Annotated in this window: 15 protein-coding genes; 14 read left to right on the forward strand and 1 reads right to left on the reverse strand. The window is 58.9% G+C overall.

Annotation, left to right across the window (positions count from 1 at the left end; translation table 11 throughout):
* Window positions 1-207: 207 nt before the first annotated feature.
* The 8 genes from I8J29_RS04625 (at window position 208) to I8J29_RS04660 (ending at window position 10,283) form a co-directional block, all read left to right on the forward strand.
* Window positions 208-1,170, forward strand: a complete 963-nt coding sequence (locus I8J29_RS04625; RefSeq protein WP_208846493.1) for an ABC transporter permease — start codon at window positions 208-210, stop codon at window positions 1,168-1,170.
* Between the two features lie 11 nt (window positions 1,171-1,181).
* Complete coding sequence (locus I8J29_RS04630; protein ID WP_240545893.1) at window positions 1,182-2,063, forward strand: carbohydrate ABC transporter permease; 882 nt, start codon at window positions 1,182-1,184, stop codon at window positions 2,061-2,063.
* A gap of 163 nt (window positions 2,064-2,226) precedes the next feature.
* Complete coding sequence (locus tag I8J29_RS04635; protein ID WP_208846494.1) at window positions 2,227-3,813, forward strand: ABC transporter substrate-binding protein; 1,587 nt, start codon at window positions 2,227-2,229, stop codon at window positions 3,811-3,813.
* A 223-nt stretch (window positions 3,814-4,036) separates the two neighbouring features.
* Entirely contained in the window at window positions 4,037-5,059 is a 1,023-nt protein-coding gene (locus I8J29_RS04640) for a hypothetical protein (RefSeq protein ID WP_208846495.1), read from the forward strand.
* 19 nt (window positions 5,060-5,078) lie between these two features.
* Window positions 5,079-7,793, forward strand: a complete 2,715-nt coding sequence (locus tag I8J29_RS04645; protein WP_208846496.1) for a carbohydrate binding domain-containing protein — start codon at window positions 5,079-5,081, stop codon at window positions 7,791-7,793.
* A gap of 18 nt (window positions 7,794-7,811) precedes the next feature.
* Window positions 7,812-8,276 carry an early set domain-containing protein gene (locus I8J29_RS04650; protein ID WP_208846497.1) on the forward strand — a complete coding sequence of 155 codons (465 nt, stop codon included), beginning with the start codon at window positions 7,812-7,814 and terminating at the stop codon, window positions 8,274-8,276.
* An 88-nt stretch (window positions 8,277-8,364) separates the two neighbouring features.
* Window positions 8,365-9,504 (forward strand): SGNH/GDSL hydrolase family protein, encoded by a 1,140-nt coding sequence (locus I8J29_RS04655; RefSeq protein WP_208846498.1) that lies wholly within the window; start codon window positions 8,365-8,367, stop codon window positions 9,502-9,504.
* Window positions 9,505-9,713: 209 nt separating this feature from the next.
* The gene (locus I8J29_RS04660; protein ID WP_208846499.1) at window positions 9,714-10,283 is read left to right on the forward strand and encodes an SF0329 family protein; all 570 of its coding nucleotides are present in this window, start codon (window positions 9,714-9,716) and stop codon (window positions 10,281-10,283) included.
* A gap of 52 nt (window positions 10,284-10,335) precedes the next feature.
* Here I8J29_RS04660 and I8J29_RS04665 read toward each other — a convergent pair whose 3' ends face one another.
* Complete coding sequence (locus I8J29_RS04665) at window positions 10,336-11,727, reverse strand: response regulator (protein WP_208846500.1); 1,392 nt, start codon at window positions 11,725-11,727, stop codon at window positions 10,336-10,338.
* A 245-nt stretch (window positions 11,728-11,972) separates the two neighbouring features.
* Between I8J29_RS04665 and I8J29_RS04670 the strand changes: the two genes are divergently transcribed.
* The 6 genes from I8J29_RS04670 to I8J29_RS04695 all read left to right on the forward strand — a co-directional run bounded on the left by I8J29_RS04670 (window position 11,973) and on the right by I8J29_RS04695 (window position 16,861).
* Window positions 11,973-12,731 (forward strand): IclR family transcriptional regulator, encoded by a 759-nt coding sequence (locus I8J29_RS04670; protein ID WP_208846501.1) that lies wholly within the window; start codon window positions 11,973-11,975, stop codon window positions 12,729-12,731.
* A gap of 127 nt (window positions 12,732-12,858) precedes the next feature.
* Entirely contained in the window at window positions 12,859-13,053 is a 195-nt protein-coding gene (locus I8J29_RS04675) for a hypothetical protein (protein WP_208846502.1), read from the forward strand.
* A gap of 415 nt (window positions 13,054-13,468) precedes the next feature.
* Complete coding sequence (locus I8J29_RS04680) at window positions 13,469-14,416, forward strand: VOC family protein (protein ID WP_208846737.1); 948 nt, start codon at window positions 13,469-13,471, stop codon at window positions 14,414-14,416.
* A gap of 29 nt (window positions 14,417-14,445) precedes the next feature.
* The gene (locus tag I8J29_RS04685; protein ID WP_208846503.1) at window positions 14,446-15,258 is read left to right on the forward strand and encodes a GTP cyclohydrolase II; all 813 of its coding nucleotides are present in this window, start codon (window positions 14,446-14,448) and stop codon (window positions 15,256-15,258) included.
* On the forward strand, window positions 15,206-15,661 hold the full coding sequence (locus I8J29_RS04690) for a DUF1641 domain-containing protein (RefSeq protein WP_208846504.1): 456 nt from the start codon (window positions 15,206-15,208) through the stop codon (window positions 15,659-15,661). Before I8J29_RS04685 ends, I8J29_RS04690 begins: the two co-directional genes overlap by 53 nt.
* 21 nt (window positions 15,662-15,682) lie before the next feature.
* A complete protein-coding gene (locus I8J29_RS04695; protein ID WP_208846505.1) occupies window positions 15,683-16,861 on the forward strand; it encodes an NAD(P)/FAD-dependent oxidoreductase in 1,179 nt (392 codons plus the stop codon).
* Window positions 16,862-16,993 lie beyond the last annotated feature (132 nt).

Genomic DNA, 16,993 nt, shown 5'->3' on the forward strand with positions numbered 1-16,993 from the left:
CGGGGACGGCTTTTTTTTTGCGCTCGGCCGCGCATTGCCGGCGCTCCCAGCGCAGGTTTGCCCATGGCCCGCCCAGTCAGGACGTTTTCGGCGAAAAGGGACGGTCATCTTGGAGCGAAACCGGGATTTTGGACTTCTCTCCGGTTCGCATTTTCGCCAGAATGGGGCTATGAAACGAGCAAGCAGACGGAAAGGAGAAGAACGCGCATGATCACCGAAGAAGCGGAGCTTCAGCATCCGCCGGCGCAAAAGATTGTCGTTCGCGAGAAGCGCAAGGGGAGGTTCAAGCACGGCGAGCTGTTCAGCTTATCCGTGCCGGGCTTGATCTATCTCTTCGTCTTCTCGTACGTGCCCATGTTCGGCATCCTGATCGCCTTCAAGAATTACCGTTACGACAAGGGCATCCTGGGCAGCGAATGGGTCGGCTTCAAAAATTTCGAGTTTCTGTTCGCCTCCGAGAACGCTTGGCGCATCACGCGCAACACCGTCCTCTATTCCTTGACGTACATCGTCGTCGGCATGCTGATCGCCGTGACGCTCGCCATCCTGCTGACCCACGTGGGGAAGAATTGGGTCAAGCTGCATCAGACGGTGCTCTTCCTGCCGTATTTCGTGTCGTGGGTCGTGGTCGGGTACATCGCGCTGGCGTTCCTCGACAATACGTCGGGCTATCTGAACCAGCTGCTCGGTTATGTCGGACTCGCGCCGCATAAGTGGTACTTCGAATCGGGTCCGTGGCCGTACATCCTGGTCATCGCGCACGAGTGGAAGAGCATCGGCTTCGCGACGCTGATCTATTTTGCCGGGCTGCTCGGCATCAATCAGGATTATTACGAAGCGGCCCGCATCGACGGGGCCTCGAAGCTTCAGATGGTGCGGAAAATCACGCTGCCGCTGCTGCTGCCGCTGATGACCATCATGCTGATTCTCGCGATCGGCAACATGTTCAGGGGCGACTTCGGCCTGCATTATTTCGTCCCGAACGATTCGTCCTTCGCGCTGCCGGCCACGGACATCATCGATACGTACGTGTTCCGGTCCCTGCGCATGCTCGGCGACATCGGCATGTCCTCGGCGGCGGGCGTCTATCAATCCGTCGTCGGGTTCGTCCTCGTGCTCGCCGCCAATTACGCCGTTCGCAAAATCAATCACGAGAACGCATTGTTCTAGGAGGTGCCCGCTTGGGTTACAGCAAGAAGACGGCCGCCGTCATCAACCTGTTTTTTATCGGATTAAGCCTGCTCATGGTCATCCCGTTCGCGCTTGTCCTCTCGGTTTCGTTCACGGGCGAGGCTTCCCTTGCCCGGAACGGCTATCGGTTCATACCGGATACGTTCGTGCTGACCGCCTATCGGTACATCTTCAAGGTGCCGGATGTCATTATCCGCTCGTACGGGGTGACGGCGCTCGTGACGGCGATCGGCACGGCCGCCGGATTGCTGATGACGGCGATGATGGCGTATACGATCTCCCGGCCGGATTACAAGTACAAGAACGTCACGAGCTTCTACGTGTTCTTCACGATGCTGTTCAGCGGGGGCCTCGTCCCGTTCTATATGCTGATGACGCAGTACCTGCACGCCAAGGACACGCTGTGGGCGATGATTCTGCCGGGGCTGCTCAGCGCGTGGAACGTCATGATTCTAAGAGGCTTCTTCGCGAAAATCCCGATGGAAATCATCGAATCGGCCAAGATGGACGGCGCCCGGGAATGGCGGATCTTCTTCGCCGTCATCATCCCGCTGTCCACCCCGGCGCTCGCGACGATCGGCCTGCTGATCGCGTTCGGGTATTGGAACGAATGGTTCAACGCGCTGTTGTTCATCGACAATCCGAGTCTGGTGCCGCTGCAATTGCTGCTCGTCCGCATGCTGAACAGCATGGAGGTGCTCACGCAGAACCTGGCGTTGCTCGGCTTCCCGGATCTCGACGTCAGCCAGTTCCCGACGATGTCCGCGCGCATGGTGATGGTGGTGCTGGCCGCCGGGCCGATGATGCTCGTCTTTCCGTTCTTCCAGCGCTACTTCGTGCAGGGGTTGACCGTCGGCTCGCTCAAGGGCTGACGGCGGGGCTCGGCAAGGCCGCATACCGGCAAACCGCCATTCGGGTGGGGCTAATAACGGAGAGGGCGAGCCAAGCGGAAGGAGGGAAGGAACGCCCGGGCGATTGTTCTCCATGTTATTATTTTCATACAAGCACTGCTTATTTAAGGGAGGTTTCATACAGATGAGGCAATTGAAGAAGAAGGCCGTCCATCTCTCGTTGTTCGCGGTCGTACTGATGATGGCGATCACGGGCTGCAGCGGCAAATCAAACGACGGGGCGGCCGCCAACGCGCCCGCGGACGACGGCAAGACCAACAACGCGCCCGCGGACAACGGTACGCCCGCGAACGCGAACGCCACGGCCACGGACGCAAACGCGGAAGACGAAGCGCTTCCGCCGGTCGAGCTGACCTGGTATTACGGGGTAAGCGCGCAGCAGCCGGGCCAGCAGGACGTCGAGGACGCGGTCAATCAATACTTGAAGGACAACACCAAGCTGAACGCCACGGTACGGCTGAAGCCGGTCGATTTCGGCAGCTACGATCAGAAGATGAACGTCACCATCGCGTCCAACGAGAAGATGGACATCGTATGGACGACGGGGGCTTGGCTGCTCAAGTATAACGAGAACGTCAAGAAAGGCGCTTTTCTGGCAATCGACGACCTGCTGCCGACGTACGCGCCGCAGACGCTCGCCAGCCTCATGCCGGCGGCCTTCTGGGACGACGTGAAAGCGGATACGGACGGTAAAATCTATGCGGTGCCGAGCTATCAGGTCGCGGCCACGTCCTTCGGCTTCGTCTTCCAGAAGCGATTCGTCGACAAGTACAAGTTCGATATCGGCAGCGTGAAGACGGAAGCCGACCTCGCGCCGTTCCTGGAGACGCTCAAGAAGAACGAGCCGGACGTCGTGCCGTTCGCCTTCCAAGCCGGCAACAACGGCCCGATCGACGGGAACCTGCTGGATTACGGCCCGGTCACGTACTACAAGAACGATCCGTACAAGAGCGTGGACAAACGCGAGACGCCGGAGTACAAAGCCTACTTGGATCTCATGCACGACTGGTATCAGAAGGGCTATATCTATCCGGACCTCGCCACGGTCAAGGACTTCAACCAATTGATGGCGAAGGGCAACATCGCCGTCATGACGGACGTGACCTTCAAGCCGGGCGGAGAAGCGGGCTATCCGGCCAAGAACGGCGGCAACGAAGTCGTCCGGAAGGCCATTACCGATCCGCTCTTCACCGGGGTCACGACGTCGATGAACGCCATCAGCAAAGCATCGAAAAATCCGGAGCGGGCGCTGATGCTGCTCGAGCTCGTCAACAACGACAAGAAGCTGTACGATCTGCTCTGCTACGGCATCGAAGGCAAGCATTACACCGCGGCGAACGGCGTCTATACGCCCGTCGAGAATTCGGCGTACGCGCCGAACGTGGATTGGGTGTTCGGCAACCAGTTCAACGGACTGCTGCGTCCGGGCCAGCCGGCCGACGTCTTCGAGCAGACGAAGCGGTTGAACGAACAGGCCGCGATTCATCCGATCAACGGCTTCAAGTTCGACGACTCGAGCTTGAAGACGGAGGTTGCCGCCGTCGCCGCCGTGCAGGCGGAATACGCGGTTCCGCTGGAGACGGGAACGGCCGATCCGAACGAGGTGCTTCCGAAGTATCTGGATGCGCTGAAAAAAGCGGGCAGCGACAAGATTCAAGCCGAGATGAACAAGCAGCTCGCGGCTTGGGCCGCGAAGAACGGCAAGTCATGACGGTCAATTAGCAGAAGGACGGACATTCGTTTGCTTGCAGGAGTCCCGCATCCCGAACGAATGTCCGTTGCTAGCTTGATGTACGTCGCGCAGGGCCGAACAGGGATGACGCGAAACCAAAAAAGGAGGAAGCGTGATGAAGGCAACAGGTTTAGGAAGCGGCTTAGCAACAAGAAGAAAGCGCTTACCGAAATTCGAATTGCCGAGAATCGGATTTATGTTCATGCTGGCGGGCGCAATCCTGCTATCGGGTTTTGTAGTTGCGAGCGAAGACGCCGAGGCGTCTCCGACCGTTTATTACGTCGCGAAGAACGGGAACGACGCTTGGAACGGAACTGCCGCGGACTTCGTATCCGGCTCGACCGGACCCTTCCTGACGATTCAGAAATGCGCCAGCATCGCGGCTCCCGGAGATACGTGCGCCGTTCGCGAAGGGGTTTACCGGGAAACGGTCAAGCCGGCCGCCTCCGGCACGGCCGCGGCGCCGATCGCGTTCCAGCCGTACCAGAACGAAAGCGTGACCGTGGACGGCACGGATATCGTGACGTCCGGATGGACGCTGAAGAGCGGAAGCAGCGACATCTATCAGACGAACATCGCCCTGAACCCGTCGCTGTTCGCCAATCAATTGTTCGTGGACGGCAGCATGATGACGCAGGCCCGCTGGCCCAATACGAGCGGTCAGCTGATGTATCCGACGCTCGCGGTCGCCGAGGCGAACACGGCGACGACGGGCACCGCGACCGAGACGGTGTACGATTCGCATTTGCCGAACCTGGATTTGACGGGCACGAAGGTGTGGATCTTGGGGGGCGCTCAATTCACGGCGCATTCCGGCACGATCTCGGCGAGCTCGCCCGGCTCCTTTACGTTCAATCAGCCGATGGCCGGCTGCGCGAGTCTGTGCTCGAAGCCCGGCAGCCGGTATTTTCTCTTCGGTTCGCTGTCCTTCCTGGACGCGCCCTCCGAATTTCACTATGATGGCGGCTCGCAGACGCTCTACCTGCGGACGACCGACAATACCGATCCGTCCGCGCATGCGGTGCAAGTCAAGCAGCGCCAATACGGGTTCGATCTTGCGGGCCGTTCCTTCGTGCAAATCAAAGGCTTCCGCTTGTTCGCGACGACGATATTCACGGACAGCGCAAGCCGGAACAACGTGATCGACGGCATCAACGCGCAGTATCCTTCGCATTATATCGAGATTCCCGACGATCCGAGGGAACGGTCCTTACGCGTCGCATAACTACGATACGGGCATCATCATGGACGGGCTGACGAACACGCTCAAGAACAGCACGATCGCGTACAGCGCGGGCAATGGCGTCGCGCAGATCGGCCGGTTCAACGTGCTTACGAACAATCTGATTCACGACGTCGATTACGCCGGCACCTACAATGCGCCGATCCGGTTCCTGGGGGCCGGCGTCGACGTGACGGCGACGTACAACACGATCTATAATACCGGCCGCGACGGGATGATCGGCGGAGGTCTGCGCAATAAGGTCGCGTACAACAACATCTACAATTACGGCTTGATCGCCAACGATCTGGGCGGCTTCTACACGTGCTGCGGCTCCACGCTCGGAACCGGGTCCAGCATCGACCACAACTGGGTGCACGACGACAAGTCCGGGGGCGGCGTAGGCATCTATATCGATAACGGGGCCTCGCAATTCCTGATCCATCATAACGTGTCGTGGAACAACAACGGCGCGGGCATGATCTTGAACGGCCTGACAACCGGCAAAAGCCAAGGCAACAAAGTGTACAACAACACGCTCGGAGGCGGCCAGACGAAAAGCCTCGCATCCGCGGGCGTCGTCAACTCGGCGGACACCGTCGTGCAGAACAATATATTCCGCGGGCCGACGGACCCGATGCCGGGCGGATCGGTGTTCGTCAACAATCTGTTGCCCGCGGCGAATCCGTTGTTCGTCGACGAGACCGCGTCGAATTTCCACTTGCAGACCGGGTCGCCCGCCATTAACGCGGGGGCGGTCGTCCCGGGGATCACGGACGGCTACAGCGGCGCGGCGCCGGATCAAGGGGCTTACGAATTCGGGCAATACGATTGGGTCCCGGGATGCAACTTCAACGGGTACGGAAGCTCGTGCAGCCCGACGAACAAGGTGTCGAATCCCGGCTTCGAGCAAGGCATGACCGGGTGGCACGCGGCCGGAGGCTCGATTACGGCCGCTGCGGATGCTCACAGCGGCACGGCTTCGCTGAAGGTCTACAACCGGACCGGCGCATCCAACAGCGCGAGACAAAACCTGCCGATCGAAAACGGCAAAACGTACACGTTCTCCGCCTTCACGAAATTGGGTTCCGGCACCGATTCGGCCTACTTGGTGCTGGAAGTCGTCAGCGGCGGCCAAACGTCCTGGATCCAGCTGGCGTCGAACCCGATCAATGCGACGGCATGGACGCAATTGACCCGCACCTATACGTTCAATCTGGCAGCGCCGATTACCGCCGCCAACCTCTATGTCCAGACCGGCACCTCGCTCGCGGACTTGTACGTGGACGACATGTTCGCGGACGAATTCAAGACGAGATTGACCCCTCCCGGCCTGTACGTCGACAAAACGAAGCTGAACGACGCGATAGCGACGGCGCAGACGCTGTATGACGGCGCGGCGGAAGGCAGCGAGCCCGGCCAGTATCCCGCCGGCTCCAAGGCGGAATTGCTGTCCGATATTCAGGATGCGCAGGCGGTCGCAGCCGATTCGAACGCATCGGAGGATGCGGTCGACGGCGCGGTACGCACCATGAATGCCGCGATCATCGCTTTCCGCTCGTCCCATAATTTGGACCCGACCGCGATCGTCGACGTGAACGGCATGCTGGCCGACCAAGCGGGCTGGGATGCCGACCCGGGCAGCTTGAATTTCTCGGACGACGGTGTCGCGTTTACGCCGCAGTCGGCCCGGACGGTATTCGGCTATACGGGAGCCAAGATCAAGCATAACGAGATCGTGCAGTTCAAAGCGAAGCTCGATACGTCGAACGGCCTGCAGGGGTTCGGCATACGCGCGGCCAATACGAGCAAGCCGGCATGGGAAGCGAACAGCCAGTACTTGATCGTGGTCAAGACGGCCGTCATCGAAGTGCAGAAGTGGAACGGCACGAATCTGATCGTGCAGAGCATTCCGAATACGTATCTCCAGAGCGGCGTCTGGCATACGGTGCAGCTGGGAGCCATCGATACGCACGAAGGCGTACAAGTGATCCTGAACGTGGACGGGACCGAAGTCGTCAACTGGACGGACACGAACAATCCGATACAGGACGAAGGGTATTTCGAAATTTACGGGTCGACGCCGCTGTCGCCGATCGCGATCGGGGGGATCGAATCGCCTGACACGACGGCGCCCGTGACGACGGCCGCGCTGTCTCCGGCGCAGCCGGACGGACAAAACGGCTGGTATGTCCGGCCGGTCAGCGTAACGTTGACGGCGGAGGATGACAAGCCGGGCGCGGCGGGAAGCGAATACAGCCTGGACAACGGGGCAACCTGGCAGCCATACGAGAGTCCGTTCACGGTCGATCAAGACGGGTCAACCGTCATTCGCTATCGCTCGACGGATGGCGCGGGCAACGCGGAAGACGCCCGAACGTTAACCGTTCCGATCGATCGGACCGCGCCGACGGCGGAAGTCGGTTACAGCACCGCGGCGCCGACCTCCGGCAGCGTGGTCGCGACGCTCGCGCCGAGCGAGCAAGTCACGGTCACCAACAACGGAGGCTCCGACAGCCATACGTTCCAAAGCAACGGCGAATTTACGTTCGCGTTCGTAGACCAAGCCGGCCATCCGGGAACGGCTACGGCTACGGTGTCGAACATTGCCCCGAAAAGCACGGGCGTGCCGGGAAAACCGATCCTGTCGAGCGATAACGGGTACGATACGGGCCTTTCGGACGGGAGCTATACGGTCAGCATGAATATGTGGTGGGGCAATAACGGCGGCGTCTAAAAGCTGTACGAGGACGACGTGCTGATCGACACGCAAACGCTCGCCGACGATGCGCCGAATCCGCAATCCGCCGTCACGTCCGTAAGCGGCAGGAAGAACGGCGCGTACCGCTACTATGCCGAGCTTATCAACGCTTACGGCACGACGCGCAGCGACGAATGGACCGTCAACGTCACGCAAGCGGAGCCGGCCGAGCCGGTGCTCGCCAATGACAATTGGGACGGCGACGGAAGCTACAGCGTGAACATGAACCTCTGGTGGGGCACGAACGGCGCGACCTACCGGCTGTACGAGAACGGCGTGCTGATCGATACGCAGACGCTCGCGGCCCAATCGCCGCAGGCGCAATCGGCCGCGACGCCGATCGCGGGCCGGCCGGCCGGCATCTACGAGTATCGGTGCGAGATCGAGAACGATGCAGGGACGACCTCCAGCGAAGTCATGGTCGTTACGGTGAACGAGTCCGTGGCGAAACAAGCGTGAGCAAAGGGCGGTTCCGGGATCCCCTCGGATCCCGGAGCCGTCCTTTTTTCGCGGAGATCACCAGTACCAGGACCTAGGAGGAGAAGGGATGAGAGTTCACTATCACCGGCGAGACGGCTTGGCCCTTGCAGCCAAGAAGCTGCGCGCGGGCGGGGGGACGTACAAGGTCGCCTTTATCGGCGGCTCGGTCACGGAAGGCGCCGGAGCCTCGGACGCGGAGCGCTACAGCTATCGCGCGCTGACCGGTCAATATTTGGCGAGCCGGTATCCCGAGGTTGCCTTTACGTTCGTGAACGCGGCCGTCGGCGGAACGGATTCGGTCTATGGCGCCTATCGTTTCCGGGAGCATGTACTCAAGACGGGGCCGGTCGACCTGCTATTCGTCGAATTCGCGGTGAACGACGCCGGCGACCGGACGGCCTCGGTCCGCGCCATGGAAGGCATCGCGCGGCAGGCCAAGCGGTCGAATCCGCGAATGGCTATCGGTTTCATTTACTCGCCGAATACGGCCGGCTTGCGGCTGTTCCGGGAACAGGGCAGGGTCCAGCCCGCAATCGGGCACCATGAGGAAGTCGCGGCGCATTACGGGATTCCGTCCCTCTCGATCGCGCGGAGCATCTACGAGGGGATCGCGGCCGGCGAGCTGCGGTGGGAGGATTACAGCGGGGACGAGGTGCATCCGCACGACGCGGGCTTCGGCCTGTACGGCGGCTTGGTTGAAACGTTTCTGCGCGAAACGCTCGGGTATCGAGCGGATGGCGACGCCGATCAGGACGAGACCGCCGGCCTGCCGGAGCCCCTGGAACCGTCGTGCTACGAGCATGCCGGACTGCTTCCGCCCGGTACGGCGGAGCGCGCGCCCGGCTGGAGGCACGAGCAGCCGTGGCGATTCGAGCATGTCTGTTATTGGAAGCTGCCTGGCGAGGCCTTGATCGGGGATACGGCCGGAGCGGCTTTCAGATTGCGTTTCCAGGGTACCGCGGCGGGCATCGCGGTGTTGGCGGGCATGGACCTCGGCGACATCGAATTCGCGATCGATGGCGGCCGTTACGAGCCGATGCGGCTCTTCGATTCGCGATGCGCGTCGTTTTACCGGCCGAAAATCGTACTGCTGGCGGAAGGTTTGGTACCCGGCGGGCATACGATCGACATTCGGATCGCGGCGGATATGCCGGCATTAAGCACGGGCCGCTGCGTGCGTATTCTTTATTTTTTGGTGAATGCCTAGCATGGCATGCAAGAGGAAAACGAACGTCAATCATAAAGAGCAGGCAGCCGGTCTCTATATGACCGGCTGCCTTTCTTGATTCGATGCCTGGCGAACTCCCGAGCGGATCCAGTCTCCGGTTATTCATTTGGGCGTTCGTTATTGTATGATGGCTATAATAGAAGGACGCCCTTATGAGGTAGAATTCATGTCGTCCAGAGGAGGATTCCATGTCCTGGAGCAAATTGAAGCAGCAATTGGAGAGTTTTCTCAGTCCGGCCTTGATCGGGAGGGTCGATTATCTCGCAACCAGCTACCGCTATCTGCCGGATAAAGCAGGGCTGTGCAATATCGCGGTCGATAAAAAGAACGTGCTCAATATGAACGATGCGACGACTTCGATCCGATGGTACCAATCGGAGCTGGAGATCAAGCATGACCCGTCGATTCAAATTCCGATCCATCGCGATGAATTGGACGAGGTCCGGAAAGATGCCAAGGGGCCGGTTCCGGAGGAACGGCTGGAAGTCATCGCGAGGGGACGAAAACGAACGGAATTGGCGAAAGAGCTGATGGCCGCGCAGTCGACGTTAAGCAAATCGAATTTTCATGCCGAAGCCACGAAGTTTTTGGCCCGTTCGATCGAGGAAAGCCTGGAGAGCAAGGAGATTATACCGAACATTCTAGCCCTGGTGGACAGACGGATCGGAAAGAAGCGGATCTTGAACATGCGCGAGGCGATCAAGCTGAAGCATCCGAGCGTGCAGTATTTTTATGAGCTCCGGCTCAGCGCGTTATAAGCGGAACGCAATAAGCGCCGGCGGCCTTAAGCAGGCGGCCGGCGCGTCCCGATTAGCAGTGCGGCATCTCGTTCCCCTCCTTGCGCGATAGGGCGCTCCGATAGCTTAAGGGGGAGCAGCCGGTTTTGTTTTTGAACACCTTGCTGAAATATTTCATATCCGGGTAGCCGACCATCTCGCCGATCTGCGAGACTTTCAAGGAAGAATGGGCTAAGTATTGCTTGGCCTTGTCGATCCGGATATCCCCCAAATAATCCGATAAGTTCACGCCGAAATCTTGTTTGAACCGCCGCGATATATATTCCCGGCTAAAATGAAACCGGTTCGCTAGCTGCTGGAGGGATAGTTCGGTAAAATAGTGCGTTCGGATATAGTTCCGGATATCTGCCATCGCGCTTCGGTCTTGAACGATTTCGAGCACATAAACGCGGTCCTGCGCCGGTTTGGCATAACGCTGATGCAGCGCGGCCTTGGCCTCCAGATAGGCATGCCTCACTTCATGGTGGAACTTCTTGGTCGTGCCGATGCCGAAGTCAAACCTGGCGCCCAGCGTCCGATGCAAGCATTGATTGATTTTCCGGATGATCTTCTCCGCCTGCTCCGGCGCTTGCCAATGGAGAATCACGATTTCATTCTCGCTCGACCAATAACGAAAGGCAAATCCCGACCGCGACCGGCGCAGAATCTCGTTGCACACGTTGGCGAGGGCGAAGAACAGCAGGTCGTGATGCTTGTCGAATTCGCGCCGAACGGACGCATCGATCTGCTCCAGGCTGAGTACGGAGCATCTGCACGCGGTCATGGCGCCGAATGCCGCGAATTCACGCCGAATGTCGGGGAGGTGCCGGTGGTGATCTTCCGGATGGCGAATCAGCTGGCTGAACATCTTCTCCCAACAGATCGGCTTGAGCCGGTTGATCTCGATATGAAGGCTGCCCTGCTGCCCGCGCCAATCGGCTTCGCGCTTCCACAGCTGGACGGCGCGATGGACGGCGTTCCGAATGTCCGTCTCTTGGATGGGTTTAAGCAAATAATCCGTGCCTCCGGCCCTCATCGCGCGCCGGACGAGCCGGAAATCCGGATATCCGCTCATCAGGATGGTTTTTGCGGAAGGCAGCTCTTCCTTGATCCAACGCAGCAGGTCAATGCCGTCCATACCCGGGATCGTCATGTCCGCCAGGATCAATTCCGGCCGATGCTCCCGGATCATTCTTCTGGCCGCCCCGCCGTCCGTTGCCTCGAATACCTCCCCGATGCCGTGTCGCTCCCATTCCACGAACCGAATAACGGCTTCCCGGGCATGCCGTTCGCCATCGACGATCAGCGCCTTCATGCCGGGACGCCGTTCGCCGGCCGTTTGAATCAATGCGGCGGGTTTGCGGGACTGGAAAGTTACGGCTCTCCGATAATTAAACGTCGTGTCCGCGAGCTTCTGCAGAATCATTTTCGTTTTCCTCCAAATGGCCGGATGCGGGTTCGAATGCGTGCTAGCGTTTCGTTCACCGCATGACTTTCTTTTGTTCAACTAAGCAGCTTATCCATTGTTCGCTTAGTTTGTTTAATATTTAGTGAGTGACATATAATATATCTTAACAGCGCGCAAACGCCGAAGTAAAGAAGCTCCGATACTATGGAAGGTTTTACAATTTTAAGCGGATACAATAGTCGTCTGCAGAGGAGAATTCGTCGATGTCCCAGGAAATAAAAGGTCAAGGCATCCAATCGCTGGAAATCGGCTTGGCGATATTAAAGCAGATCGCCGCGGCAAAAAGACCGCTGACGATCACGCAGCTTGCCGAAATTTGCGACATGCCGAAAAGCAAACTCCATCATTATTTAACGAGCTTTTGCAGGTCCGGCTTCTTGAAGAAAGGGGAGGATTTGAGATACGCCCTCGGATCCGAACTGGTTTTGTTGGGCCTCGGGGCCGTCGAGGCGATGGATATTAACGAGGCGGCGGTCCCGTATATGAAAGCCATCAACGATGCCGTTCATGAAACGGTGTATTTGTCGCTATGGGGAATGAACGGTCCTTTTTTTGTCCGCTGCATCGAAAGCAAGCGCGCCATCAGCATCGGCATCAGGGTGGGATCGCAAGTCGGCGTAACGAAATCTTCCTCGGGGAAAGTGTTCGCGGCTTTTATGCGAAACGAAGAAACGGAGAACTTGATCAAGCGCGAATTGGAAGAAGACCGGATGGACGCGGATGCGTTCAAGAAGGAGATCCGGGAAATCAAAGAAAACGGATACGCGCGGAGCGATTCGGCTGTCGCGCCCGGAATCGTGGGCCTTTCATGTCCGGTGTTCAACCGAAGCGGTGAAATCATCGCCGCCATTACGATCCTGGCGCTTAGCGGAACCATGGACGCATCCGAAACGGCCGAAGCGGTCCGTTCGCTGCAAGAGAACTGCTTGAAATTGTCCAAGGAGATAGGCTACAACGGATAGCGCATCAATTTTTTGCTTAAAGGAGCTAATATTAGGTAACGATAAAGGTCACCTCTTCTTCTATACTGGGGAAGCTCGCAAAAATCAATCGCTTGATAGCGCGGAACGAATGAAGGAGATGTGTGACATGAATGAAATGGTTGGAAAATGGCTGAGTTGGATCGGAATCGTAGCTGCCGTGATCGGGTTTTTCTATGCGTCCGTGTGGATGGGCGGCATCGCCGTTATACTTGGGCTCGTAGGCCTGGCTACCCCGATAAAGAAACTGGCCTGGTTATCGATCGGTCTTGGCATTATTGCGTTTATCATTCCGAACGTGTAAACAGCAGACCGGATGAATCACTGACCGTCGCGCCGGGGGAGAAGAACCGGCCGAGGTCTTCCTGCAATTCGAAGGAGCAATCGGAGCTTATTAGCTGCCGATTGCTCTTTTTAGGTTCGTTTCGACTCGCCGCAGCGGCAGCACGGCCTGCGTTTGGCCGATTAATCGTCGGCAATCCATCAATATTTTGCTTCAAGGAGCTAATATCGTGCGACGTTCATCGCCGCCGGTTCGACTATACTGGGATTGCCTTGCAATGGGTGACGAATTGCACGGAGCGGAAGGAGTGGTCGAACACCGCAAGGCAAAGGGAGGAAAATGGCACGGCCGGATCGGCTATGCGGCCGTCCATCATGAGAATAGGCGTGGCATGGATGGGGCATTGCCGCCATCCTCGGAGAATCGGAGGGCAAACATGGCTGGAACAGCAGGTATTCACCACATCACGTCCTTCATCCGCACGCCGCAGCTGAACGTGGACTTTTACTCCAGGACGTTGGGGCTGCGGTTGTTGAAGAAGAGCATCAACTTTGATGCACCGGAAATCTATCATCTCTATTACGGCAATGAAGCCGGCCGTCCGGGAACGGCCCTGACGTTCTTCCCTTCCAAGGATGCCCGTCGCGGGATCGTTGGCGGCGGTCAAGCGGGCTGTACGACGCTTGCCGTTCCCGCGAACGCCCTGGCGTTTTGGGAAGAACGACTTGCCAGCCAGAGGGTGGCATGCAGGCGCGCACGGCGTTTCGATGAGACGTATTTGCGGTTCGCCGATCCCGACGGCTTGCAGCTGGAGTTGGTGGAGCGAGAAGCGGGAGCGCCGAGCAAGTGGCCGCTCGGAGAGATTCCGTTCGATAAGGCGATCAAAGGGTTAGGCGGCGCGATGCTGTACAGCGCGGATCCGGACGGCACGCAGCGGACGCTGCAGCGTATCCTTGGGCTGGAACGAGTCGGTCGGGAAGGCGGATGGGTTCGTTATCGTACTGCCGGGGACCCGGGGAACTTCATCGACCTCAACGCATTGCCCATGCCCTGGGGAGATCGCGGCGCCGGAACCGTTCATCATATCGCGTGGAGGGCCCGGAACGACGAAGAGCTTCGGAAGTGCCGCGAACGGGTCGTCGATCATGGTTTCGAAGCGACGGCGATCATTAACCGGCAGCGTTACAACGCTTTCTATTATCGCGAACAAGGCGGCCTGCTCTTCGAAGTCGCGACCGACGCCCCGGGCATCGTCGTGAACGAACCGTTCGAGATGCATGCGAAAGCGCCGCAGCTGCCGTCTTGGTCGGTCGTCCATCGCGAGTTTATCGAGGACAACCTCCTGCCGGTGAAGGATCGCGTCTTGGAGGAAGAGAAACGATGACCTCGAACGGCGTTGGAGAAGAGAAACCGATGAAAGCGTACGATGCGGAAGCGATCTCGGCATTGCGAGATAAAATTCGCCTGATTCAAACCGGCAACAAAGCGATTTACGTGGCCGGGCCGATCAAGCTGCCGATTGACTTGGATGGGAGCACGATCGCGTTCTCGTGGTATGTCTGGTTGAACGCGGACGAAACGACGCCGGACCTCGCCTGCCTGATCGATCGGTTATCCCGCGTCAATCTGGCCGAATGGCAGCAATCGAGCATGCTGGTGTACGGCGATATGCAACGGGCGGAGCACGCTTTGATCCGCTTCCATTCCATTTGCCATACCGGAGACATCTTCGGCAGCAAACGCTGCGACTGCGGCTATCAGCTGAAGCAGTCGATGAAGCAAATCGTAGGCAGCGGCAACGGCGCGCTATTTTACCTGGCCGATCATGAAGGCAGAGGGATCGGATTGTTTAGCAAAGCCTTGGCCTATATTCTGCAGGAGAACGGGTACGACACCGTGGACGCGAACCTGAAGCTCGGATTCGCGGACGATGCGCGCGATTACGGCGAGGCGATCGACGTGCTGAAAGCGTTTCGGACGAAGCCCGTCACGCTGATCACGAACAATCCGAGGAAAGTAGAAGCGCTCGTAAAGGCTGGCATGCCCGTAAGCGGACGCGTTCCGCTTTGGGGCGAGGCATCCGAATATAACGTGCGCTATCTGATGACAAAAATAGCGCGGTCCGGCCATATGAGCGAACGTCTCCAGTCTTCGGAGAGATGGATATCGCGCGATGAACGAGCAAGAGAACAGGAGGAACAACGACGTGGCACAATCCACCCTTGAAAAGCAAGAAGCGCTCCAATCCCCTACGAATGGCGCGGATATTCTGAATCAACTCGTCAAGCCGGAAGTCCAGGAGGCGTTGACCAAGCTGGCCGATCATTTGCCCAAGCTCGCCGAGATGACGGCGCTGCTGACGAAGTTCTACGATGTGGCGAGACAAGCGGCGGGTGACCGGGTGCTCGTACAGGATACACTGGGCGCCGTCCGGGAGGTCGTGAAGCCCATGGAGGCAACGGTCAAGCATCTCGCGTCGGCCGCCATCGAAGCCCGCGAACGCGCGGAGCGGGAAGAGGCCGCGATCGGCCTGTTCGGGATGCTGGGATTGCTCAAGGATCCCGAACTTCAACGGATGCTTCGCTTCGGTCAGGCATACTTGGCGATTCTAGGCGAACGAAGAAACTAACGGCAAGGAGATCGGGACAACATGAGCAAGCACATCTTGATTTTAGGAGCGGGTTACGGCGGTCTTCTCGGCGCGATATCCGCCCGCGCGCATTTCTCGCCGGAGGAAGCCGCGATTACGGTCATCAACAAGTACGACACGCACCAAATCATTACGGAGCTGCACCGTCTGGCTGTCGGCAACGTAGCCGAGAAAGCCGTCGCCCTGCCGCTCGCGAATCTGTTCAAAGGCAAAGCCGTCAACCTGCGGATCGGCACGGTGACCGGAATCGATCCGGATGCCCGCCGCGTCGATCTGGAGGACGGAACCGCGTTGACGTATGACGCGCTCGTGCTCGCGCTCGGCAGCGAATCGAATTTCTTCGGCGTGCCGGGACTGGAGGAGCATAGCTTTACGCTGAAATCCGTCGCCGACGCGAAACGGATCTACGGGCATATCAACGACAAACTAGCCGCGTACGCGAGAACGAAACGCAAAGCGGACGCGACGTTCGTCATCGGCGGCGGCGGCTTGACGGGCGTCGAGCTCGCCGGAGAGCTGGCGGACGAGCTTCCGGGCCTATGCCGGGCGCACGGCGTCGACTTTGCGGACGTCGCGCTATATCTCGTCGAATCCAAAGCCCGCATTCTCGCCACCTATTCCGATGATCTGATCGACCGCGCGACCTCGAGCCTCGAAGCGCGCGGCGTCCGCTTCCTCACGGGGCTTACGATCACGGAGGCAAAGGGGACGACGGTCAGCCTGAAGGACGGCCGGACCATCGAAGCGGGTACGGTGCTGTGGGCCGGCGGCGTGAAGGGAAGCCCGCTCGTGGCGAACTGCGGGATCGAAGTCGACCGCGGACGCGCCTCGGTCAACGCCTATTTGCAATCCGTCTCGCACCCGGATGTATTCCTGGCCGGCGATTGCGCCGCCGTCATGGGGCCGAACGGGGTTCCGTATCCGCCGACCGCGCAGCTGTCTTGGCAGATGGGCGAGCATGTCGGAAGCAGTCTGTTCGCTTACTTCAAAGGCGCGAAGATGACGGCGTTCGAGCCGGTTAATTCCGGTTCGCTCGCGAGCCTGGGACGCAAGGACGGCATCGGTTGGATCGGCGAAAGCGGCATCGAACTGAAAGGCTCCCCGGCCACCTTGATGAAGAAAGCGAGCGATGTGCGTTACCTGTCGCACATTCACGGTTTGTCCACGCTCGCTTATTAACCGTTCGGCATTCACAATATGCACCCCGGATAGGTTGCCGCGGGTCGTAGGACGAAGAGCAATCGGCCGAAGAGCCGCCGATTGCTCTTCGTCCGTTGCGTCACGAACGGACGCCGTTCGTCGTGTTATGAA

This window comes from Paenibacillus artemisiicola (genome assembly GCF_017652985.1).
Taxonomy (GTDB): domain Bacteria; phylum Bacillota; class Bacilli; order Paenibacillales; family Paenibacillaceae; genus Paenibacillus_Z; species Paenibacillus_Z artemisiicola.